General features: G+C 61.6%; 14 protein-coding genes. 9 read left to right on the top strand and 5 right to left on the bottom strand.

Annotated elements, in window-relative coordinates; all coding sequences use genetic code 11:
• The 4 genes from VNZ65_RS08910 to VNZ65_RS08895 all read left to right on the top strand — a co-directional run.
• The coding region (locus VNZ65_RS08910; RefSeq protein WP_325668109.1) for a condensation domain-containing protein at positions 1 to 2,919 on the top strand (2,919 nt) is incomplete at its 5' end.
• Between the two features lie 83 nt (positions 2,920 to 3,002).
• Positions 3,003 to 4,376, top strand: a complete 1,374-nt coding sequence (locus tag VNZ65_RS08905; RefSeq protein ID WP_325668107.1) for a lysine N(6)-hydroxylase/L-ornithine N(5)-oxygenase family protein — start codon at positions 3,003 to 3,005, stop codon at positions 4,374 to 4,376.
• Positions 4,377 to 4,422: 46 nt separating this feature from the next.
• Positions 4,423 to 6,642: a TonB-dependent siderophore receptor gene (locus VNZ65_RS08900; protein ID WP_325668105.1), complete on the top strand. Its 2,220-nt coding sequence runs from the start codon at positions 4,423 to 4,425 to the stop codon at positions 6,640 to 6,642.
• Positions 6,643 to 6,698: 56 nt separating this feature from the next.
• A complete protein-coding gene (locus VNZ65_RS08895; protein WP_325668103.1) occupies positions 6,699 to 7,517 on the top strand; it encodes a formyltransferase family protein in 819 nt (272 codons plus the stop codon).
• 87 nt (positions 7,518 to 7,604) lie between these two features.
• On the opposite strand, the gene VNZ65_RS08890 is transcribed toward VNZ65_RS08895, so the two are convergent.
• A complete protein-coding gene (locus VNZ65_RS08890) occupies positions 7,605 to 9,962 on the bottom strand; it encodes a xanthine dehydrogenase family protein molybdopterin-binding subunit (protein WP_325668101.1) in 2,358 nt (785 codons plus the stop codon).
• The gene (locus VNZ65_RS08885; protein WP_325668099.1) at positions 9,959 to 10,423 is read right to left on the bottom strand and encodes a (2Fe-2S)-binding protein; all 465 of its coding nucleotides are present in this window, start codon (positions 10,421 to 10,423) and stop codon (positions 9,959 to 9,961) included. The genes VNZ65_RS08890 and VNZ65_RS08885 overlap by 4 nt, the downstream gene beginning before the upstream one ends.
• Positions 10,424 to 10,636: 213 nt before the next feature.
• Between VNZ65_RS08885 and VNZ65_RS08880 the strand changes: the two genes are divergently transcribed.
• On the top strand, positions 10,637 to 12,697 hold the full coding sequence (locus VNZ65_RS08880) for an OPT family oligopeptide transporter (protein ID WP_325668097.1): 2,061 nt from the start codon (positions 10,637 to 10,639) through the stop codon (positions 12,695 to 12,697).
• 139 nt (positions 12,698 to 12,836) lie between these two features.
• Here the strand turns inward: VNZ65_RS08880 and VNZ65_RS08875 are convergent, their stop codons facing one another.
• On the bottom strand, positions 12,837 to 13,886 hold the full coding sequence (locus VNZ65_RS08875) for a DMT family transporter (protein ID WP_325668095.1): 1,050 nt from the start codon (positions 13,884 to 13,886) through the stop codon (positions 12,837 to 12,839).
• A 33-nt stretch (positions 13,887 to 13,919) separates the two neighbouring features.
• Positions 13,920 to 14,609 (bottom strand): winged helix-turn-helix domain-containing protein, encoded by a 690-nt coding sequence (locus VNZ65_RS08870; protein WP_325668093.1) that lies wholly within the window; start codon positions 14,607 to 14,609, stop codon positions 13,920 to 13,922.
• Between the two features lie 82 nt (positions 14,610 to 14,691).
• Between VNZ65_RS08870 and VNZ65_RS08865 the strand changes: the two genes are divergently transcribed.
• From VNZ65_RS08865 to VNZ65_RS08850, 4 genes are all read left to right on the top strand, one after another.
• Positions 14,692 to 16,140 (top strand): MFS transporter, encoded by a 1,449-nt coding sequence (locus tag VNZ65_RS08865; protein ID WP_414649082.1) that lies wholly within the window; start codon positions 14,692 to 14,694, stop codon positions 16,138 to 16,140.
• Positions 16,141 to 16,259: 119 nt separating this feature from the next.
• Entirely contained in the window at positions 16,260 to 16,868 is a 609-nt protein-coding gene (locus VNZ65_RS08860) for a molybdopterin-dependent oxidoreductase (protein WP_325668089.1), read from the top strand.
• A gap of 216 nt (positions 16,869 to 17,084) precedes the next feature.
• On the top strand, positions 17,085 to 19,304 hold the full coding sequence (locus tag VNZ65_RS08855; RefSeq protein WP_325668087.1) for an FkbM family methyltransferase: 2,220 nt from the start codon (positions 17,085 to 17,087) through the stop codon (positions 19,302 to 19,304).
• 76 nt (positions 19,305 to 19,380) lie between these two features.
• The gene (locus VNZ65_RS08850; RefSeq protein WP_325668085.1) at positions 19,381 to 20,241 is read left to right on the top strand and encodes a glycosyltransferase family 9 protein; all 861 of its coding nucleotides are present in this window, start codon (positions 19,381 to 19,383) and stop codon (positions 20,239 to 20,241) included.
• Positions 20,242 to 20,469: 228 nt separating this feature from the next.
• On the opposite strand, the gene dinB is transcribed toward VNZ65_RS08850, so the two are convergent.
• Positions 20,470 to 21,627: a DNA polymerase IV gene (gene dinB, locus VNZ65_RS08845; RefSeq protein ID WP_325668083.1), complete on the bottom strand. Its 1,158-nt coding sequence runs from the start codon at positions 21,625 to 21,627 to the stop codon at positions 20,470 to 20,472.
• Positions 21,628 to 21,695: the final 68 nt, after the last annotated feature.

Genomic DNA, 21,695 nt, shown 5'->3' with positions numbered 1-21,695 from the left:
TCGGTCAATTTCGACGGCGCCCATGAGGGCTGGTTTTCGCAATACATGTCAGGCGCCGCGGTCGCCATCACTGCCGATACCCTGTGGCCGCCGGCCCAGACCTGCAGGATGATGGTGCGCGAGGGTGTCACCATGACGTATGTGCCGCCTGGCTGCGCTGCTCAATTGGCGGAATGGGCGCTGGCGCATGGCGCGCCGCCGACCCTGCGCTCGCTGACGGTAGGCGGCGAAGCTACTTCGCGTGAAGCCTTTGCAGTGATGCGCCGGGCCTTCCCGGAGGTGCGTATCGTCAACGGCTACGGCCCTACCGAAACGGTGATTACGCCGATGCTGTGGATGTTCCGTCCACAAGACGATAGCGGCAAGTTGGCTGACAGCGCCTATCTGCCGATCGGCACGCTGGTCGGCGCGCGCAGCGCCCACGTGCTGGATACCCGCCTGAATCCTTTACCGGTCGGCGTAATCGGTGAACTATACCTGGGCGGCGAGGGCGTCGGCGTGGCGCGCGGCTACCTGCAGCGGCCGGCGCTGACTGCCGAACGTTTTGTGCCGGATCCTTTCGGCGCGGCTGGCGCGCGGCTGTATCGTACCGGCGATCTGGTCAAGCGCCGCGCCGACGGCGTGTTCGATTTTATCGGCCGGGTGGACCATCAGGTCAAGCTGCGCGGCCTACGCATTGAACTGGGCGAAATCGAGGCGCAACTGGCTGCCCATGACGACGTGCGCGAGGCGGTGGCGATTGTCCACGGCAAGGGCACGCAGGCAGCCCTGGTGGCGTATGTCGAATTGAGCGATGAAGCAAGGGCGCGCCAGCTGCGCGCCGACGCTGCTGAACTGGACGCCCATCTGCGCCATACCTTGCCGGACTATATGGTGCCGGCGCATATCGTCGTGCTGGAAGCGCTGCCGCGCAACGCCAACAGCAAGGTTGACCGTGCTGCCTTGCCGGAGCCGGAACGCCAGCAGCGGGTATACGAGGCGCCCAGTGCCGGCATTGAAACGGCGCTGGCGCAAATCTGGCGCGAAGTCCTGAATGTCGAACGGGTTGGCCGCGCCGATCATTTCTTCGAGATGGGAGGGCACTCCCTGGCGGCAGTCCGGGTTGCGACCCGTGTAGCCGAGCGTTTGGCGCGCGAGTTGCCGGTACGGGCCTTGTTCGAGGCGCCGCTATTGTCGCAGTATGCGCAACGGGTGCTGGCGGCGGCACCGATAGAGACTGATTTCCAGTCAGATTTTCATGGCGCCGCCGGCGCCTCAATATGCGTCGATGCCAATGGCCTGTTGCCGCTGTCGCCGGCGCAGCTTGGCCTGTGGTTCCTGTGGCGTAGCCAGCCGGATAATGCCGCCTACAACATTCCGCTGGCAATGCGTTTGCGCGGACCGCTGGATCTGGCTGCGTTGCGCGCGGCTTTTTCCCTGGCCGCCGCACGCCACCCGGCGCTGCGCGCCAGGCTGGTCGAAAGCGCCGGCAGCCTGCCTCGCCAGCGCATAGAGCAACATCGGGAAGTCGCGCTGCCGTTGATCGACCTGACGCATGACACCAGCGAAGCGGGGCGGCTGGCCCGCGCGACTACGCTGACCGACGAAGATGCGCTGACGTCATTCAACCTGGGCGAGGACAGCTTGTGGCGCGTCCGTTTGCTGCGCCTGGCGGATGACGACCATGTGCTGTCGCTGGTAGTTCACCACATTGTCTCGGATGGCGATTCGATAGCTCTGTGGCTTGACGATATCCGCACCGCCTATGTCGCCCAGGTTTCAGATTCTGTCTCTGCACGCCTTGCATCGGCGCCGCTACCGCTGGCGGACCTGCCGCTATTGCCTGGTGCCGCGCCGCGGGCAGGCCTGGCGTTCTGGCACAACGCCCTTGACGATCTTCCGCAACTGCTATTGCCTGCCCCTTCCGATGGGCGCGCAGCTGCGCCGCGCTGGCTGGCGAGCCGCCTTCCTTTCGAGGTCGACCGCTCTTTGCTGCAGCAGCTGCGCGCGGTGGCGCTGGAGGCCCATGCAACGCTGCCGATGTTGCTGCATGCGGTCTTGAATGTGGCTTTGTACCGCGCTAGCGGCGCCTGTGACCAGCCGATCGGCGTGCTGGCTTCGACGCGGGAATTGACACATGAGTCAGCTTCAGACGCCGCACGCCTTGCACTTGGCTTGTTCATCAATGCCGTAGTGGTGCGCACCCGCTTGTCGGGCAGCGATTCTCCGGCAGTGATCCTGGCGGCTGTGCGCGACGCTGCGCTGGCGGCTTATGCGCATGCCGATACACCTTTCGCAGACGTCGTGGCGGCCTTGCGGGCGCCGCGCGGCGCTATCGGCAACCCGCTATTCCAGGTCATGTTCAATTACATGCGGCCGCATGGCGGCGCCAGTAAAGACTGGGCCGGCCTGACGCTGAGCGACTTCAGCGACGTCAGACATCGTGTGGTGTTCGAGCTGGAGCTGGATGTGGTCGAACACGCCGACGGCCGGGTTACTGCGGCATTCTCTTATGCCAACGAGCTGGTCGATGCCGGATTCGTCGAGGCGCTCATGGCGGACTACCTGAACGTAGCCCGGCGGTTTGCCGAAGCGCCGCATGCTGCGCTGGGCCCGGCGCTGGTCCGGCCCGAACAGGAAATCCGGTGTGCGCCGCCTGCCGCTGCAGCAAGCCAGATACCTCTGGCGCAAATCGCTCAGCTTGCCGAAGCGCTGGAGCAGGTCTGGGATGGCTTGTTTGGCAGCGCGCCTTCGCACTACGACAATCTTTTTGATGCCGGAGCGACGTCCTTCGACATTGTGCGCTTTGTCGATGCGGCTTGCGTTGCCGGCCATGCGCTGACGATTGCCGCGGTATTCGGTACTCCCTATTTTGCCGGACTGGCGGAACGGCTCGCAGCCGGCCTTGCCAATCCAGTGACGCTGCGCGATGACAATTGAAGACGGCTGGGCAGTGCCAGCCACGGATTTTTCTTTGACCGGCGCATTTGCTGTGCCGGCTAAAACTGATAAGGACCTTAGACATGCAACGAGATAGCCTGTTTGACATGATTGGCGTCGGCTTCGGGCCGTCCAATCTCGCACTTGCCGTGCGCCTGGCGGAAGAGCCTGGCGCAGCCAGCCTGGCGCATTGCTTTATCGAACGGCAGCCCGAGTTCGGCTGGCATCGCGGCATGCTGCTGGATGATTGCCGCATGCAGATTTCCTTCCTCAAGGATCTGGTTACCTTGCGCGATCCGAAGAGCCGTTTCACTTTTATTAATTATCTGTTTGAACGCGGCCGCCTGCCTGATTTCGTCAACCTCAAGAGTTTTTACCCGACCCGGGTCGAATTCCATGATTACCTGAACTGGGTCGCCCAGGCCTTCGACGACAAGGTGCATTACGGCGAGACGGTGACCGGCGTCGAGCCGGTGATGGCGCAGGACAGCAGCGGCCAGGTCAATGCCGTACGGGTGTTTTCGCGCAACCAGGCGGGGCGCGAATGGCAGCGCATAACGCGTGCGCTGTCGATCGGCATCGGCGGCAGCGCGCAGGTGCCGGAGGCGTTTGCGGCGCTGGGTCCGCATAACGTGATCCATACAGCCAATTACCTGACCTCGATCGATCGCGTAGTGGGTGCGCCGCAAAGCGGCCCGCGCAAACGGATTGCGGTGATCGGGGCGGGGCAGAGCGCGGCCGAGGTTTTCATCGACCTGACCCGGCGCTTCCCCGGCGTCGACGCCAGCCTGGTGATACGTTCAGGCGCATTGAAGCCGGCCGACGACAGTCCGTTCGTCAACGAGATTTTCAGCCCGGCTTTCACCGATGTCATCTTCGCCCAGAACAAAGACATGCGGCGCTCGCTGATAGACCGCTTCCGCGACACCAATTATGCGGTGGTCGACCGCGCGCTGATCGAGCAGATCTATGAAATGCTGTACCTGCAAGGCGTCGGCGGCGAACCGCGCCATCGCCTGCTGGCCAATACGGCGATAGAAACTGCCGTCCGCCACGGCAATGGCCAGCTGGAGCTGACCTTGCGCGACCGCCTCAGCGGCCATGCCTGCGCCGAGCGCTTCGATGCACTGGTGCTGGCCACCGGTTATGGCCGCGCCACCCATCTTGGCCTGTTGGACGGTCTCGCTCCTTACCTGGGCGACGCGCTACAGCAGGGCAACGTCGGCCGCGACTACCAGCTGGCCACGCCGGCGCACTTCAAGCCGCGCATTTACCTGCAGGGCTGCTGCGAGGATAGCCATGGCTTGTCCGACACCTTGCTGTCGGTGCTGGCCTTGCGTTCGGACGAAATTACGGCCTCTTTGATGCAGGGCGCCGACCAGGCCAGGGCTAACGGACCGCAGGCAGAACAAAAAAATAACGGGGTGGGCGGCGGCCGCATGGCTTCCGCTCTTTAATGAGGAACGCGACTAACAATCGCATAGCAATTGGAGTTATAAGAAGATGGAATGGACAACAGGTACGCGTCGGCGGGCGATGGTGGTAGCGATCAGCGTGATATTCGACGCTGGCGTGGTCGGTTATGCGCACGCCCAACAAGTAGTACAGCCAGCAGGCGATGTGCAGAAAAGCGGTAAAGCACAGTCGGCCGCCACGCCAGACAGCACGCTACCCGAAATCAGCGTCAGCGCGGGGGCTGACGACAACGGCACGGTAGGTCTGGTAGCCAAGCGCAGCGCCACCGGCACCAAGACCGATACGCCGCTCAATGAGATTCCGCAGACCATCAACGTAGTGACGGCGGCGCAGATCGAGCAGACCGGCGCTGCCAGCGTCAACGATGCCTTGCGCTACGTGCCTGGCTTTTCGACCTACGGTTCGGAAGTGCGCTCGGACTGGTATTCGGTCTTGCGTGGCTTCACGCCTACCGTTTACACCGATGGCCTGGCGGTGCCGACCACCATCAACCTGGCCAGCTGGCGTGTCGATCCCTTCATGATCGACAGCATTACCGTGTTGCGCGGCCCCAGTTCGGTACTGTACGGCCAGGGCGATCCGGGCGCGATTGTTGACGTCCAGAGTAAACTCGCCAATGGTGAACGGATCCGTGAAGTGCAGATGCAACTCGGGGACTACGCCAGGAAGCAGATTGCCTTCGATATCGGCGACAAGATCGATGCCGACGGCAAGCTGTCGTACCGCGTGCTCGGTGTCGGCCGCGACGGCAATTCCCTGACAGGACCGAACGGCGAGCGGCGGATTGCCTTCTCGCCATCCATCAAGTGGCAGCCGGACGCCAACACTTCGCTGATCGCCGCTTTGACTTACCTGCAAGACCATGGCGACGCTTCCAACAATTTCCTGCCGGCGCAGGGCACTGTCTTGCCCAATCCGAACGGTACTATCTCGGAAAACCTGTACACCGGCGATCCGAATTTCTCGCATTACCGCAAGAAGCAATGGTCGGCCGGCTATCAGTTCGAGCACAAGTTCAATCCGGTCTGGACTTTCCGCCAGAACCTGCGCCTGATGCACCTGTCGCTGGATCAGGGACAGGTATTCGGCGGCGGACTGGATGACACCGATCCGACCCAGCAATCAATGGTGCGTTACGTCGGCGACTACCAGTTCAACTACAGCCGTTTCGATATCGATAACCAGGCACAGGCCAAATTCAGGCAGGGTCCGTTCGACCATACCGTGTTGCTGGGCCTGGAGTACAACCGTCAGCGCACTAGCGACACCGAGCTGATGGCTACCGCCCCCAGCCTGAACATGTATAACCCGGTATATGTCCCGATCACAAATGCGATCTTCTCTAGCCCTGCTGCATTCCCGCGTACCGATACCCGCACTACGCTGAGCATGCTCGGCGCCTATGCCCAGGACCAGATCAAATGGCGGCGCTGGACCCTGACTGTCGGCGGCCGGCAAGACTGGAGCGACACCAAGCAGAGCGACCTGGCCGGCGGCACCCAGTTCCAGCAAAACGACCATGCCTTCTCGGGCCGGGTCGGACTGGTCTACCTGGGCGATTACGGTCTGTCGCCTTACCTCAGCTACTCAACCTCGTTCAATCCGGTGATCGGCGTCAGGATGGCCAGCGGCGGGCTGGCGGCGCCGACCAAGGGCCGCCAGGTCGAAGCCGGGGTGCGCTGGCAGCCGGAAGGCAAGAACCTGGCGCTGAATGGTGCGCTCTACCAGATCTATCAGAACAATGTGCTGACGCCGGATCCGACCGATCCGACCGGAACCTTCTCGGTACAGACCGGGCAGGTACGTTCGCGCGGTCTTGAGCTAAGCGCGGTCGGCAATATCACGCGCGAGTTCTCTATCATCTCTGCCTATGTGTACCAGGATGTGAAGAATACCCAGGCCAACGATTCCTCGCTGGGGAAATGGCCGGTCGATATCCCGCGGCCGCGCCAGATGGCGTCGCTGTGGGGTGACTGGACCTGGCACACCGGTGCGTTGTCAGGTTTCGGCCTGGGCGCGGGTATCCGTTACCAGAGCAGTGCGGCGGGGGCGTCTGACAACTCGCTGCTGGTGCCGAGCAATACCGTGTACGACGCCGGCGCGCATTACGACATGCAGAACTGGCGCTTCACGCTGAATGCCTCGAATCTGTTCAACCGTCGTTTCGTCAGCGGCTGCCAATCGGTGAATACCTGCTTCTATGGTAATCAGCGCACGGTAGTGGCATCTGCCAAATACGTTTGGTAAATATCGTGATGAGGCAACGCTGAAGAGCGTTGCCTCTTTGATCAATGAAGGTAAGCATGCAAAAGAAAAAACTCGTTTATATCTGGTCCCTCAGGAATGCCGCTGCCGACAAGGCAGGGCAGGATGTCGCCTACAAGGATGGCGCGCGCTACATGAAGTCGGTGCTGGAATCGCTGGTGGAAGCGCTCAACCAGACCGAGCTAGGACAAATGTATTCTCTCGAAAAGGTGATCTACGACGACGATGCCGAACTGGCCATCGACAGGGAAAAGCTGAAGGACTACGGCTTTTCGTATGAGCCGGGCAAGCGCTGGTTTTATCCACCCGATCTGCAGGTGCAGGGGAGGCCGGTGAATGAACTGCTGCTGGCCATTCCATCGGCTTACCGGCGGCACGGCATGCAGGCGCCGGAGCGGGTGGCGGGTAAAAGCGCGTTTGAAAAGCACTTGCTGGACACCTTGCTGGAACTGGACGCCGACATTGTCGTGCTGGACGGCCTGCTGATCATCCTGGACGAGCTGGTGCGGCCGGGCAGCCTGTTCCACCGCAAGATCGTCAACATCCATCCTGGCGTCACGCGCCTGGAATCACCCTATGAACGGCGCGGCGCCTATGCTACGCTGGATGCGCTGTACGGCGCGCGCGGCCAGAAAGTGGTCAACTGGCAAACCATGGAAACCGTGCCGGTGAAGCCGCTGTACATGACCGGCGCATCCTTTCATTATGTCGACAACGGCATCGATTCCGGTGAAGTGATCCATGACGTCCTGAAAACGGAAATCGACAAGGAAGACACGATTCTTGAACTGCGCTGGAATAATTTCAACCGCAGCCTGTTTCCGGCGCTGCACGAGGGACTGGTGAAGATATTTTAATAAGGCAGCACGCCAGCGATTAAATAATAACGGCCATGCACGGGAAGTCGCATGGCCGTTATTGGGTGCGGCAGGGTTCAGCTCTTGTCAGCTCTTCTTGCTTAGCTGGTCGCGGATCGGCAGGTTGCGGATGCGCTTGCCGGTGGCCGCAAAGATGGCGTTGCACAAGGCCGGCGCAATCGGCGGCGTGCCCGGCTCGCCGACGCCGCCGAGCGGCATGTCGTATTTGTGCGGCACCATGTGGACCCGCAGATCGCGCGGCGCGCTGAAGGCGCGCAGCACTTCGTACTCATGGAAATTGCCCTGTTCGGCGCTGCCGTTCTTGAAGGTGATTTCCCCCGTCAGCGCCAGGCTCAGGCCCATGATGCAAGCCCCTTCGACTTGCGAGCGGATGCGGTCCGGCGTGACCTGCGGACCGCAATCGATCGCCATGTCGACCCGCGGAATGCTGACGCTGCCGTCGTCGGCCACAACTACCTCGATGACCGCGGCGACATAGGACATGAAGCTGTAAGCCACGGCCAGGCCCAGCCCGTGGCCTTTGGCCACCTTGCGGCCCCAGCCGGCTTCCTTGGTCGCCAGCTCCACCACGGCGCGCATGCGGCCGGTATCGAGCGGATACAAGACCGGCGATTCACCGTAATTGGTGGTATCCGACATCTCTTGCGGATTGATCTGCCGTGCCGGGCCGATCAGCTCCAGCAGGAATTCCCGATGGTCGCGCTTGGCCGCGGCCGCCAGTTCGGCGACAAACGACTGCACCGCAAATGCGTGCGGGATGTTGTAGACCGAACGGAACCAGCCGATCCGCGTGTGCGCCTCGACTTCCGGCGCCTCGATGCGGATATTCGGAATCACGAACGGGATGTTGATCGCGCCCATGCCGAGTTCGCCCGGCTGTTCGCCCTTGGCGCCGGCGACGAAGGTGGAAGCGATGGTCGGCGCCGCCGTGCGGTGCAGCCAGGCCAGCGGCTTGCCCTTGGCGTCCAGCGTGCTTTCCAGGTGTTCCAGCGAGACCGTGTGGAAGTAGTCGTGGCGCAGGTCGTCTTCGCGCGTCCAGGTGACTTTCACCGGCGCGCCGTCCATGGCTTGCGACAGCAGCGCCGCTTCGGCCGCGAAGTCAGGCTTGGACTTGCGGCCGAAACCGCCGCCCAGCAAGGTGACATTGACTTTGACGGCATCGGTCTTCCAGCCCAGCCGGTCCGCCACCGTGTCGCGCGTGGCTTGCGGATCCTGCACGCAGGCCCAGACTTCGCACTTGCCGTTGGCGGTGCGGGCAGTAGCGGCCGGCGGTTCCATGGTGGCGTGCGCCAGATGCGGAATGTAGTACTCGGCTTCGATGCGTTTGCCGGCGCCTGCCAGCGCCGCCATGGTATCGCCGTTGTTGCGCACCACCTTGGCCGGCTTGCGCGCGGCTTCCTGCAAGGTGGTCTTGAAGGCGGTGGAATCGTAGCCGGCATGCGGGCCGTTGTCCCAGGTGATCTTCAGGGCTTCGCGGCCCTTGATGGCGGCCCAGGTATTGCGGGCAATCACGGCGATGCCGCCAAGCGGATTGAACTTGGCCGGCGGCGGACTGCCTTTCAGTTCGATCACGCGCAGCACGCCCGGGATCTTGAGCGCATCGGCGCTATCGAAACTCGCGACCTTGCCGCCATACACCGGCGGCCGCGCGATCACCGCATACAGCATGCCGTCCAGGCGGGTATCGATGCCGTAGTGAGTGTTGCCGGTGACGATGTCATGGAAATCGACGCTGTTGAAGACGTCTTTGCCGATATAACGGAATTGCGCCGGATCTTTCAGCTGTACTTGCGCTGCCGGCGGCACCTGCAGCTTGGCGGCATCCACCGCCAGCTCGCCATAACCCAGCTTGCGGCCGCTCTTGGCGTGCAGCACTTCATGATTCTTGGTGGTGATTTCCGCTGCCGGCACGTTCCAGCGCGTTGCTGCGGCTGACACCAGCATCGCGCGCGCGGTGGCGCCGACCTGGCGCATCGGCGTAAAGAAGTGGCGCATGCTGCGCGAGCCGTCGGTATTCTGGTTGCCGTAGCGGCTTTCGTCGGCATTGGCTTGCACCACGCGCACCCGGCCCCAGTCGGCGTCGAGCTCGTCGGCCACGACCAGCGGCAGGCTGGTGCGGATGCCTTGTCCCATTTCGGAGCGGTGGGCGATGATGCTGACGATGCCGTCGGCGCCGATGGCGACGAAGATCAGCGGATCATTGACGGTGCCGCCCGGCATGCCGGCGCCGCCGTACTTTTTGGCGGGAGCGGCGGCATCAGCCGCGCTGACCAGGCCGTTGACGCCGACCGTCAGCGCCAGTCCGGTAAACGCTCCTACACCCTTGAGCCAAGTGCGACGGCTCATGGAGGCGATCGCCGGGGTCTTGCCATCGCCGGCATTGGTGTTAGCGCTATCTTTGTCGAAATCGAAAGCCGCGCTCATTTTGCGGCTCCTTTATCCGCAACCTGTTTGATGGCTGCGCGGATGCGGGTATAGGTGCCGCAGCGGCAGATGTTGCCGCTCATGGCGTCGTCGATTTCCTTGTCGGTCGGCTTGGCGGTGGTTTTCAGCAGGGCGGTGGCGGACATGATCTGGCCGGCCTGGCAGTAACCGCATTGCGGCACGCCCAGCGCGATCCAGGCTTCCTGCACCGCATGGCCAACCTTGTCTTCGGCCATCGCTTCAATGGTGGTAACTTTCTTGCCGGCGGCGGCGCTGATCGGCGTGATGCAGGAACGGATCGGCTCGCCGTCCAGGTGCACGGTGCAAGCGCCGCACAGGGCCATGCCGCAGCCGAACTTGGTGCCGGTCAGGCCGATGTGGTCGCGCAGGGTCCACAGCAAGGGGGTGTCTTCCGGCAGATCGATATCGTGCTGCTTGCCGTTGATATTCAGGCTTGTCATGGTTTTACCTTTCCAACTTGGGGTTGATAACCTATTGAAGGAGTTATTCGCTATAGTGTAGCTTATTTGATAACTTGTGTTTTCAAATCCTGAGCTGGTTTCTGTCTGGGCAGCTCCCCACCAAGGCATTGTAGACCCAAGTCAAATTTTTGGATGGGAAGCAACTGTTTCGAGGATAATTAGCGCATTGCAATTTTTAGTGATGGAGTTTCGATGTCCGATTTGTTGAATAAAACCGGCCGTATTGCCGATAATGTATCCCTGCCCGAACTGACGGTGCGGGGCATCATTCTTGGTGCTTTGATAACCGTCGTCTTCACCGCCTCCAATGTGTATCTGGGCCTGAAAGTCGGCCTCACTTTTTCTTCCGCCATTCCAGCCGCCGTGATTTCCATGGCCGTGCTGCGCATGTTCAAGAGCGCCAACATCCTTGAAAACAATATGGTGCAGACCCAGGCTTCGGCCGCCGGCACCTTGTCTTCGATTATCTTTATCCTGCCGGGCCTGGTGATGATCGGCTACTGGCAAGGCTTCCCTTACTGGCAGACGCTGGCGATCTGTGCCGCCGGCGGCATGCTGGGCGTGATGTTCACGATTCCGCTGCGGCATGCGATGGTGGTGCAGAGCGATCTGCCTTACCCGGAAGGCGTGGCGGCGGCAGAAATCCTGCGGGTCGGCAGCGCCGATGCGGAAGCGGTCGGCGCCGACGGCAAGCCGGGCGCGAAAGCCGAAACCGGCATCGTCGACATCATGGCGGGCGGCCTGGTCGCGGCCGTCGTCACCCTGGCTTCCTCGGGTTTCCGCATCCTGAGCGAAGGCATCAGCCTGTGGTTTGCCGCCGGTCCGGCGGTGCTGCGGATTTCCAGCGGTTTTTCGCTGGCCTTGCTGGGCGCCGGCTACCTGATCGGCATTGTCGCCGGCATCGCCATGCTGATCGGCCTGCTGATCGCCTGGGGCGTCGCCGTTCCTGTGCTGACTTCGATGCATACCATTCCGGACGGCATGACGCTGGCCAAGTACGCTACCGGCCTGTGGAGCAAGGACGTTCGTTTCATCGGCGCCGGCACCATCGGCGTGGCCGCGGTGTGGACCTTGATTACCTTGTTCAAGCCGATGATGGAAGGCGTCAAGACTTCTTTCCAGGCCCTGAGCGGAGGCAAAGGCCGTGTCAACATCCCGCGCACCGAGCAAGATCTGTCGCCGGCCTGGATCATCGGCATCACGCTGGTGCTGGTAGCGATCCTGGTGGCTACCTTCGGCAGTTTCCTCAGCGCCGCGCCGCTCAGTTCGGGCGTGATGTGGGGCCTGGTGGCTTACAGCGTCCTGTTCGCCGTGATCTTCGGTTTCCTGATCGCCGCCGCCTGCGGCTACATGGCTGGCCTGATCGGTTCTTCCGCCAGCCCGATTTCCGGCGTCGGCATTGTCGCCGTGGTGCTGGTCTCCTTGCTGATCCTGCTGGTCGGCAACGCCGACGGCTTGCTGGCGACCGAAACCGGCAACAAGCTCGGCATCGCGCTGGCGATCTTCACCACCTCTGCCGTGATCGCCGTGGCCACCATTTCCAACGATAACCTGCAGGATCTGAAGACCGGCTGGCTGGTCGGGGCCACCCCGTGGCGCCAGCAGGTGGCTTTGCTGATCGGCTGCGTGGTCGGCGCCGTGGTGATTCCGCCTGTGCTGGAGTTGCTGTACAACGCCTACGGTTTCGCCGGCGCCATGCCGCGTGCCGACATGGACGTGGCGCATGCCTTGTCGGCGCCGCAAGCGACCCTGATGACGGCGATTGCCACCGGAATTTTCACCCACCAGCTGAACTGGGACATGATCCTGATCGGCCTTGGCCTGGGCGTAGTGCTGGTGATCGTCGATGAAATCCTGCGTCACCGCGGCGGCTTCGCCCGCCTGCCGGTGCTGGCTGTCGGTATCGGCATCTACCTGCCGCCAACCGTGGCCTCGACCCTGGTGCTGGGCACCTTGCTGGCCTGGGGCATCGAGCGCGTTCTCAAGAAGCGCGCACAGCAAAAGGGCGTGCCTTACGAACAGTACGCCGAACCGTCCAACCGCCGCGGCGTGTTGCTGGCGTCCGGCCTGATTGTCGGCGAAAGCCTGGTGGGCGTGGTGCTGGCAGGGATCATCGGTTTCAGCGGCACGGATTCGCCGCTGGCGCTGGTGGGGCCGGCGTTTGAAGGCACGGCGCAATGGCTGGGCCTGATCGTATTTGTGGCTGTGGCCTGGATTTTTGCACGACGGGTGCTGAACGCAAAGACGCAGTAAACCAGGCTTGGTCCGGCCGTCAGCCGGGCTGCGCTGCAGTTAAATGGATCGGCATGATTTACGCGGTTTTATAGCGTAGATCAGCCGGTCCATTTTCTTTGGCCGGGCATATCCTGCCGCCTTATTTCCTAGTGGGATCTTAGTGGCTGTGCCGATGATGGATGTCGGGATAGTGCGCATGGCTGTGGCTGATCGGCAGATGGCGGTGCGGATGGCTGTGCGGTTCGCGGCCATCCCAGGCGAAGTCGTGTTCGTGCTGGTGATGCAGGTCATGGCTGTGGCGATGGCCGTGCTCGATTTCCTCGTGGGTGTGGGCGTGCTGGTGGCGTTCCGTCAGGTGCAGCCAGATGCCGAGCGCCATCAATGCCGCGGCCAGCCAGAATAGTCCGCCGACTGCATCGTGCAAGAGCAGCAAGGAAATCGCCGCGCCGATGAAAGGCGCGGCCGAGAAGTAAGCGCCGGTGCGTGCGCTGCCAAGGTGGCGCAGCGCCAGCACGAACAGCACCAGGCTGAGGCCGTAGCCGCCAAAGCCGATCAAGGCCGCGGCGCCGATGCTGGCGGTAGCGGGCAAGCTTGCTCCCAGCAGCAAAGCCAGCGCCAGGTTGACCAGGCCCGCCACCAGACCCTTGAGCGCGGCGATCTGCAGCGCATCGCTGGCGGAAATCCGGCGCGTCAGATTGTTGTCGATGGCCCAGCACAGGCAGGCCGCCAGGATCGCCAAAGGTCCCCACGGCAGGCCGAATTGCGGCATCTGCTGCCACGACAGCAGCACGCCGGCGAGGACGATCGCCAGCATGCCGAGGGCGATGCGGCGATCGAAGTTTTCCTTGAACACGAACCACGCCAGCGCGGCTGTGAGTACACCTTCCATGTTCAGCAGCAGCGAAGCGCTGGACGCCGGCGTCTGCGCCAGCCCGAACATCAGCAGCACCGGACCGGCGATGCCGCCGCTGAGGATGGCCGCAGCCAGCCAGGGCAAGTCGGTTTTGCGCAAGCCGCCGGCAGCGCCCTGGTTGCCGCGGCGCAGGCGGAGCAGCCCATACCAGAGCGAGAGGCCGACGCCGCTGCCGAGATACAGCAGGGCGGCCAGCATCACTGGCGAGACCTGGCCGACCAGCAGTTTGGCGAAGGGGGTGCTGGCGCCGAACAGGGCGGCAGCCAGCAATGCAAAAATTACACCTTGATGCATGAGTTGCTTCCTGATGGGTAAAAAAACGAGTCGCTAGGTTTGGTCCAGGGTGATGCCGAATTGCGCCGTCAATGCGCTGCGGCCTTCGGCGGTGATGGCAACCACGCGCGAATGCTTGCTGCGCGTCAGCCAGCCCAGTTCAATCATGCGCTTGGCCAGCGTCGCCCCGAGCGCGCCGGCCAGGTGGTCGCGTCGTTCGCTCCAGTCCAGGCAAGGGTAGGCGAACTGGCGCCGGCTCTTTTGCAGCTCGTCGGTATCGATGCCGAACTGCTTGAACCAGGTTTCGCCGGATGGCGACAGCGCAAACAGGCCATCGTCGGCATTCAGCAAGCCGCGCGTCACCAGCGTTTCGGTCAGGCGGGTGCCGAGTTTGCCGGCCAGGTGGTCATAGCAAAAGCGCGCGGTGCAGATCGCATCGTTGCCGGTGGCAGGACCGACCCGCTTGCGCTTCGGCGCGAACACCATCAGCGACTCGATCAGGCGCGCCACTTCCGGCGACGCCAGCCGGAAATACTTGTGCCGGCCCTGGCTGGTCATCCCCAGCAGGCGGTCTTCCACCAGTTGCTTCAGATGGCTGGTGGCGGTCGCCGGCTTGATATCGGTGCCGTAGGCCAGTTCCTTGGCGGTCAGGGCGCGGCCTTCCATCAGCAGCGCCAGCATCTGAATGCGGGTAGGATCGCCTATGGTGCGGGCAAGTCGGCTCAGGTCTGGTTCGTTATCCATAGTTTGATGGTAACCGTACTGTTGTTGTGTGACAAGCGACCCGGACAGGCTCAGAATCAAGGCTTGCTTACTCTGTTACTGGATGACTGTAATGACCTCTCATCAAGCGCTATCCACTACCGAATCGACAACTTCAGCGACACCTCCGCTTGCAAATGAAACAACTGCGGCAGTCAAATGGACGATCGCCGCGAGCAGCTTCGCGTTTGTCGTGGTCCAGCTCGACGTCACGATCGTCAACGTCGCCTTGCCGCAAATCGGCGCAGATCTGGGCGCGCAGGTGTCGGCTCTGCAGTGGGTGGTGGATGCTTATACGCTCGGCTTCGCGGTGTTCCTGCTTTCGGCCGGTGCGCTGGGCGACAAATTCGGTTCCAAGCGCCTGTTCCTGGCCGGATTTCTATTGTTTGCCCTGACGTCCCTGGCTTGCGGACTTGCGCCGACTGCCGGCTTCCTGAATATCGCGCGCGCACTACAGGGCATAGGCGCGGCCTTGCTGGTGCCGAGTTCGCTGGCAATCCTGAACCGTGCATGCGCCCACGATAAAAAACTGCTGGCCAAAGCGATTGGCCTGTGGACGGCGGCCGGCGGCGTCTCGATTGCGGCCGGCCCGGTGATCGGCGGCCTGTTGCTGGCGGTCGCCGGCTGGCGCAGCATCTTCCTGGTCAACCTGCCGATCTGCGCATTCGGTTTCCTGCTGACCTGGCGCGTGGTGCCGGCCATCGCGGTAAGCGCGCATGCGCGTTCTTTCGATCCGTTCGGGCAGCTGCTGGCGATCATTGCGCTGACCGGGCTGGTCGGCGCCGTGATCGAATTCCATCCGCTGGGCATGCAGCATCCGCTGGTGATCGCCGGCTTTGGTATCGCCCTGGTCGCCGGCGCCGCCTTCATCATGGTCGAGCGCAAAGTGGCGCACCCGATGCTGCCGCTGAACTTCTTCCACCAGACCAGTTTTACCGCCGCAGTGTTGTTCGGCGTGCTGGTGAATTTTTCTTATTACGGCGTGATCTTCGTCATCAGCTTTTACCTGCAGAAAGTGCAGAACTACAGCGTGCTGCAAGCCGGCCTGGCGTTCCTGCCCTTGACCGGCACCTTCATTTTCTCGAACCTGGCCAGCGGCTGGCTGATCGGCAAGGCCGGCATCCGCCTGCCGATGGTGCTGGGCGGCCTGATCGGCGCCGCCGGCTATGGCCTGCTAGGCAGCATCGGCATCGCCGGCCATGCCAGCTTCCTGCACATGCTGCCCGGCTTCATACTGATTCCGGCGGGGATGGGGTTGGCGGTGCCGGCGATGACCACCTCGATCCTGTCTGGCGTCGAGAAAAGCAGGGCCGGTACCGCTTCAGCGGTATTGAACACCGCCAGGCAGGTTGGCGGCGCGGTCGGCGTTGCGGTATTCGGCGCGCTGGTGAGCGACGGCGTCGCCGGCGACATGAGCAGCGGCGTCAGGATCGCGCTGGCGACGGCAACCGTGCTGCTCTTGATTGCGGCTGGGCTGGGCTACCTGGTCAAGCCGAAGGCCGTAGCAAGTTAAGCGGCTGTTGTGGCCGGTGAAATTTTTTTTCAAAAGAATGCGGTGGCTGCCTGAAAGCGCTTCTACAATTGCTGATCGCGCGGCGCCTGGATCGCGCCGTTTTCACCAAGGAGCCATGAATGAAAAAACGCCAGTTCATATCGACCGCCGCTGCCTCCATTGCCGGGGCTTTGGGCGCATCAGCACTACCAGTATTCGCCGCAGCCGCTAGCGCCAAGGAGGGCAGCGGCCCAGCCGTGCTGACCATCGCCGGCGCCATCGAACACAGCAACCGCGGCCCGACCAATGCGGTGATCGACCAGATGATGCACAAGCAAAATGTACAGTTCAAGAGCGCCTTCGCCTTTGACCTCGCCGCGCTAGAGAAACTCCCCGCAGCGACCATCAACCCGACCCTGGAGTACGACGGCAAAGCGCATCAGCTGCGCGGCCCGCGCCTGGCTGCGGTGCTGGACATGCTCGGCGCCAGCAAGGCGGCCGATACCCAGATCGTGTTTCATTCGGTGGACGGCTATATGCCGCAGGTGAGTTTCGATCTGCTGCGGAAATACGACTACATCCTGGCCACACAGATCGACGGCATGCCGCTGTCGATAGGCGGCTTTGGTCCCATCTTCGCCATTTATGACGCTGACCGCATTCCAGAACTGGCGCAGAAGCCGCTGGCCCAGCGGTTTGCGCTTTGTCCCTGGGGCTTGTATTGCATCGAGGTGGTCGCTGGCAAGTGACGTGATGTCTGCGCCGAAGCAACCGGCTGTAGCAAGACCTGAGGTTCGGTCAATTGGTGCACATTCTTGATATCTGGTATCGAGAATGTGCACATTTGCGTTGTTGAATCTGCTTTTAAATCCGGTATGAAAGAAAAATTGCAGGGAATGTGATTTTTTCCAATGGCTGCGAGTACAAATTGCTATGATGCTGCAATATTCTTTCGATAATAATCAATGAATCCCGTCTCAGTTTCCTTTCATTCGATCCTGCTCACAGCTGCTTGCGATGAGGTGCTGGAAAACCATCGCGCCTATTGCCAGTTGCATGGTTACACCCATACAACGCACGCGATCGCCAGCCCGGATAACGGCGCGCGCACGCTCCTGCTATATAAATACAGCCTGGTCCGCAAAATCCTGGCCGCGGCGCCGATCGATACACTGCTGGTTTTTGCCGATGAGTCGGCCGCCGTTTACATACCGCTGACTATCCAGGAAGTGATCGGCGCTGAAGCCCATTGGTTCGCGCAATGCGAATTCCATGATCGTCCCGATGCCTGTTTTTTCGCGATGAAGTCCGGCCCGCAAGCGCTGCGCCTGGTCGACGGCATCCTGGATCAGATGCGATTTATCCCGGACAAGGGCGCAGACCGCTGGAATCATGCTGAACTGGCGGATATCCCGGCCCAGCCTTACGATCAGCCGATCGGCGCCGTTCATCGGGCTATTCTGCTGTTTACGCCATTCGGCCATCACTTGCCGGGCCTGTCCGCCTTTGTCCTTTCATTCAATCCGAGCGTTCATCAAAATACGCACGATGCCCGGATCGTCGAGCTATTCGTGCGTTATCTCAACCAGGTGCGTGCGCGCAATGGTGTACTGTTCGACGATATCGATTCGGGTCTTGCGGGAAAGCCGGCATATGAAGTCGTCAATCCCGGGAAAGCCGTTGCGCTGGTGACTTGCTACACGCCGAATATTGCCCAGTATGCGGTCATATCGGAGCGTAATATCTCGGCATACTGTCTGCGCCATGGTTATTCGCATTACATCTACCGCGATCTGCCGCAAGACCTGGGGAAGCAGGTCAGCGGCAACTGGATCAAGGCGATCTTGTTGCTGCGGCATTTCGACGAGCATGAACAGGTGGCTTGGGTCGACGCCGATATCCTGATACACGACCTGGCGCGGCCGCTGGCGTCCATCACGCAAGGCCAGTCGGCGACGCTGGCGCGCGATGTCTCCGGCCATGCTTTCAACAGCGGCTTCATGGTATTCGGCAATTCGCCTGCCTGCCGCGCCTATCTGGAGCGGGTGCAGGCGCTGATCGACGCCGTGCCTGACAAGAGCGGCGTCTATGCCTCGGGCGGCGACCAGCGCTTTTTCATCTCGGCCTGGGAAGAAGCGGGTGGGGCGGCAGCCATGCCCTTGTCTGACTGTGTATCCTTCAATTCGCATCCCGCGCTCTACGACGCCGACAGTTTCATGCTGCATTACATGGGTTACCCGGACCGTTTGCGTGCGGTAGTGATGCGCGGCGACGCCAGGCGTGCCGCGCAGCGTGCAGTTGCTGTGCCGGCATCCGGTGAAGAGTCTGTTTTCATCCAGACCGAGGGACGGCACGGGCGCTTTTTCATCAATCGCAATGACACACATGTAGGGCGTAGCCTGCAGGCCTATGGTGAATGGGCTGAGCCAAAGATCGCATTGTTCCGGCAGATTGTCAGGGCGGGAGATGTGGTGATTGAAGCTGGAGCCAACCTCGGCGCGCATACCATTTTCCTGTCCAGGCAGGTCGGCGATGCCGGCTGCGTGATTGCTTGCGAGCCGGCGCGCCATAGTTTTCAATTGCTGTGCGCCAACCTGGTCGCCAACGGTTGCGTCAATGTCATGACCATGCAGAAAGCCGTTGGCGCGGAAGTTGGTGCAGCCGAGTTTCCTTTGCTTGACCCGCGCCGGGCAGCGAATTTCGGCGGCGCTTCGCTGCAATGGCCATGGGCAGACAAAACCGAACGGGTAGCCAGCACGACGCTCGACGCCCTGGCGCCGGAGCGGCTGGATTTCATCAAGGCCAGCGTCGCAGGCGATGAACTCGAACTGCTGGCAGGCGCCAGGGAGTCTATCTCAGGCCACCGTCCGGTGGTGTACGTGGACATCTATCATGCCGGGGTGCGCAATCAAGCCGTGGCGCAGCTCGAGAAAATGGATTATTCCTGCTGGTATTACATTACATCCTTGCACGATCCGGACAACTGGCGTGGACAAGGGCACGATGTGCTGAAGGGCTATTCGTTCGACATGGTGTGCGTTCCGAACGAACGATACGAAGTCAGCGGCATGCTGCGGGCCGGTGTCGACGACAATCTTGTCACCTACCTGGACGGGCAGATTCGATGGGCAGCAACGGATTGGCGGCTGGCGCGTATTTCTCGCCGCGAATTTAAGGACGGATGAGCGCTGGTATTTGCCCACCTTGGATTGACCTGAATGTTGAGTACCGCGTTGTAGAATTTTCACTGGTAAAAAAGTCATGAAGCTTTTAAATTTTCAATGCAATGCGATCGGTGACCAGATCAGCGTGTCCGGCATGCCGGAAGCGGTATTCCTTGCAACTGGCGAAAAAGTCGCCGTGTGCAACGATTCGATGTGGGTGTTCGACCACAATCCCTATGTGACGAGAATCAGCAAGGAAGAGGCTGCCGCGTTCGCGCCGGAGGACGTCTATTTCATCGTGCCCGATTGCGCATTCCAGGAACACCGGGATGCGTATTGGAAAACTCACCAGGCAGCCGTAATTGCATCGCAGACGGATTTCATGGTGACTTACCTCGGACTGGCAGCGCCTGCCAGCAGGCTGCCGCGCCTGTACTATCCGGCGACGGTTCCAACGCTTGTAGCGAACCGGATTGTCATCCATACGACAGGATCCGACAGGGCACGCATAGGCGAAGCTCCCTTCAGGGCGCAAAACGGCGAAGACCATATTCGCGTGATGACGCCGGAAGTGATGCAGGCGATTGCGGAAAATTACCAGGGATGGGAAATGCTGCAGATCGGGGCGGCGGACGACGTCCCCATGCCGGGCGCGACCGATTTGCGCGGCAAGCTGTCGATCTGGGAAACCGCGGAGACGATCGGTTCGGCGAGCCGCTTTGTCGGCGTCAACTCCGGACCGATGCACCTGGCAAACGCATTTCCCCGCGTCGACAAGCGGATTGTCCTGATGGAGTTCAGCCGCGAATACCTGGCCAGCAAATCTGCGGTTCAGCCGACCCCTTTCCGGCCTGGCGACATCTACAACTATGTAGCGTCATGGCTGGATCCGGCCAACCGGCATTTCAACCGCTTCGATTGCGATATCGGTGTGACGCATCGTATTGCCGATATATAGGCCATGAATAAGCCATGAACAATCTGGTGCGCAAGATGCGCAGCTGGCGGGCGCCTGCAACATACCGGTCTGGATGATTCCGGCACGGGCCTGCGATCCCCGCTGGCATGTCAGCCAACGCTATCGCCGTGGTATTCGTCCATGCGCCTGTACCGTCAAGCTGCGCTCGGTGATTGACAGCTGGCGATTGACGACATGCTGGCCACGCAGCAGGATTGATCTGCCTGCTTATTCCTCGCCAAACAATTCACCTTGCGCCAGCGTTGTGCCGTTGTCAGCCAGTTCTTTCCGCGACAGCGCCGTAACCCGCACCCCCAGCAAGCGCAAGCGCCGGTCCAGGCTGACCCGGCGCAGGCATTCTCCGGCAGCCTGCCGGATGGTCGCCGCATCGTCGGTCGCATCCGGCAAGGTCAGGTCGCGCGTCACGCCGCGAAAGTCGGCAAACTTCAATTTGATGCCGATGGTGCGTCCGACATAGCCCTTCCTCTGCAGATCGCCGGCAAGGCGTACGCAGAGATCGGTGAATATCGGGGTGAGCGTGTCGCGGTCGAGCTTGGCGTGCAGGTCGCGCTCGAAAGTGGATTCGCGGCTGATCGACTTGGTTTCAGAACTGGTGACGACCGGCCGTTCGTCCTGGCCGTGGGAAATGCGCATCAGCCATTCGCTGTAAGTGCGGCCGAAATGGTCTTGCAGCAGCGCCGGATCGGCGGCGGCGAGGTCGCCGATGGTGTGCAGCCCGAGCGCGGTGAGTTTTTCCGCGGCCTTGGGACCGATGCCGTTGACCTTTCTTGCCGCCAGCGGCCAGATGCGCGTGGGGATGTCTGCTGCGCTGATCAGGGTGACGCCGTCCGGCTTGTCCAGCTCCGAACAGATCTTGGCCAGCAGCTTGTTGGGAGCGATGCCGATCGAGCAGGACAGGCCGGTGGCCGCACGCACTGCATCCTTGATGCGTTGCGCCAGCGGCCGGGTTTCTTCCGCGTGTTCGCTGAGGTCGATATAGATTTCATCGATGCCGCGATCTTCTATCAGCGGCGCAATCCCGGCTACCGCACTTTTGAACAGGCGCGAGTAATGGCGGTAGGACTCGAAATCGGTAGGCAGCAGGATGGCGTCCGGCGCCAGCTTGGCGGCTTTCATCATGCCCATCGCGGAAAATACGCCGAGTGCACGCGCTTCGTAAGTAGAAGTGGTGACGACGCCGCGGCCGACGTAGTCGCGCAGCTTGTGGAACTGCAGCTTGCCGTCGGCGCCGGGCTCGGGCTGGTGGCGTGAACCGCCGCCGATGACGACCGGCTGGCCGCGCAGTTCAGGGTAGCGCAGCAGCTCCACCGACGCGTAGAAAGCGTCCATATCCAGATGCGCGATACGACGAATTGCTGCTTCCATGGTGCGTATGAAATGGGATGTCCGATACGGCCATAGGATAACACTACTGTATGTAAATACAGTGCACA

The organism is Collimonas sp. (assembly GCF_035566555.1).
In the GTDB taxonomy this organism is placed as follows: Bacteria; Pseudomonadota; Gammaproteobacteria; order Burkholderiales; family Burkholderiaceae_D; genus Collimonas.
Note: the sequence above shows the minus strand (reverse complement) of the source record. Positions and strands in the feature narration are given on the sequence as shown.

Bases quoted from the DNA above. Each gene is read 5' to 3' on its own strand.
- VNZ65_RS08905 (WP_325668107.1), top strand. From the start codon at position 3,003: ATGCAACGAGATAGCCTGTTTGACATGATTGGCGTCGGCTTCGGGCCG.
- VNZ65_RS08900 (WP_325668105.1), top strand. From the start codon at position 4,423: ATGGAATGGACAACAGGTACGCGTCGGCGGGCGATGGTGGTAGCGATC.
- VNZ65_RS08895 (WP_325668103.1), top strand. From the start codon at position 6,699: ATGCAAAAGAAAAAACTCGTTTATATCTGGTCCCTCAGGAATGCCGCT.
- VNZ65_RS08890 (WP_325668101.1), bottom strand. From the start codon at position 9,962: ATGAGCGCGGCTTTCGATTTCGACAAAGATAGCGCTAACACCAATGCC.
- VNZ65_RS08885 (WP_325668099.1), bottom strand. From the start codon at position 10,423: ATGACAAGCCTGAATATCAACGGCAAGCAGCACGATATCGATCTGCCG.
- VNZ65_RS08880 (WP_325668097.1), top strand. From the start codon at position 10,637: ATGTCCGATTTGTTGAATAAAACCGGCCGTATTGCCGATAATGTATCC.
- VNZ65_RS08875 (WP_325668095.1), bottom strand. From the start codon at position 13,886: ATGCATCAAGGTGTAATTTTTGCATTGCTGGCTGCCGCCCTGTTCGGC.
- VNZ65_RS08870 (WP_325668093.1), bottom strand. From the start codon at position 14,609: ATGGATAACGAACCAGACCTGAGCCGACTTGCCCGCACCATAGGCGAT.
- VNZ65_RS08865 (WP_414649082.1), top strand. From the start codon at position 14,692: ATGACTGTAATGACCTCTCATCAAGCGCTATCCACTACCGAATCGACA.
- VNZ65_RS08860 (WP_325668089.1), top strand. From the start codon at position 16,260: ATGAAAAAACGCCAGTTCATATCGACCGCCGCTGCCTCCATTGCCGGG.
- VNZ65_RS08855 (WP_325668087.1), top strand. From the start codon at position 17,085: ATGAATCCCGTCTCAGTTTCCTTTCATTCGATCCTGCTCACAGCTGCT.
- VNZ65_RS08850 (WP_325668085.1), top strand. From the start codon at position 19,381: ATGAAGCTTTTAAATTTTCAATGCAATGCGATCGGTGACCAGATCAGC.
- dinB (WP_325668083.1), bottom strand. From the start codon at position 21,627: ATGGAAGCAGCAATTCGTCGTATCGCGCATCTGGATATGGACGCTTTC.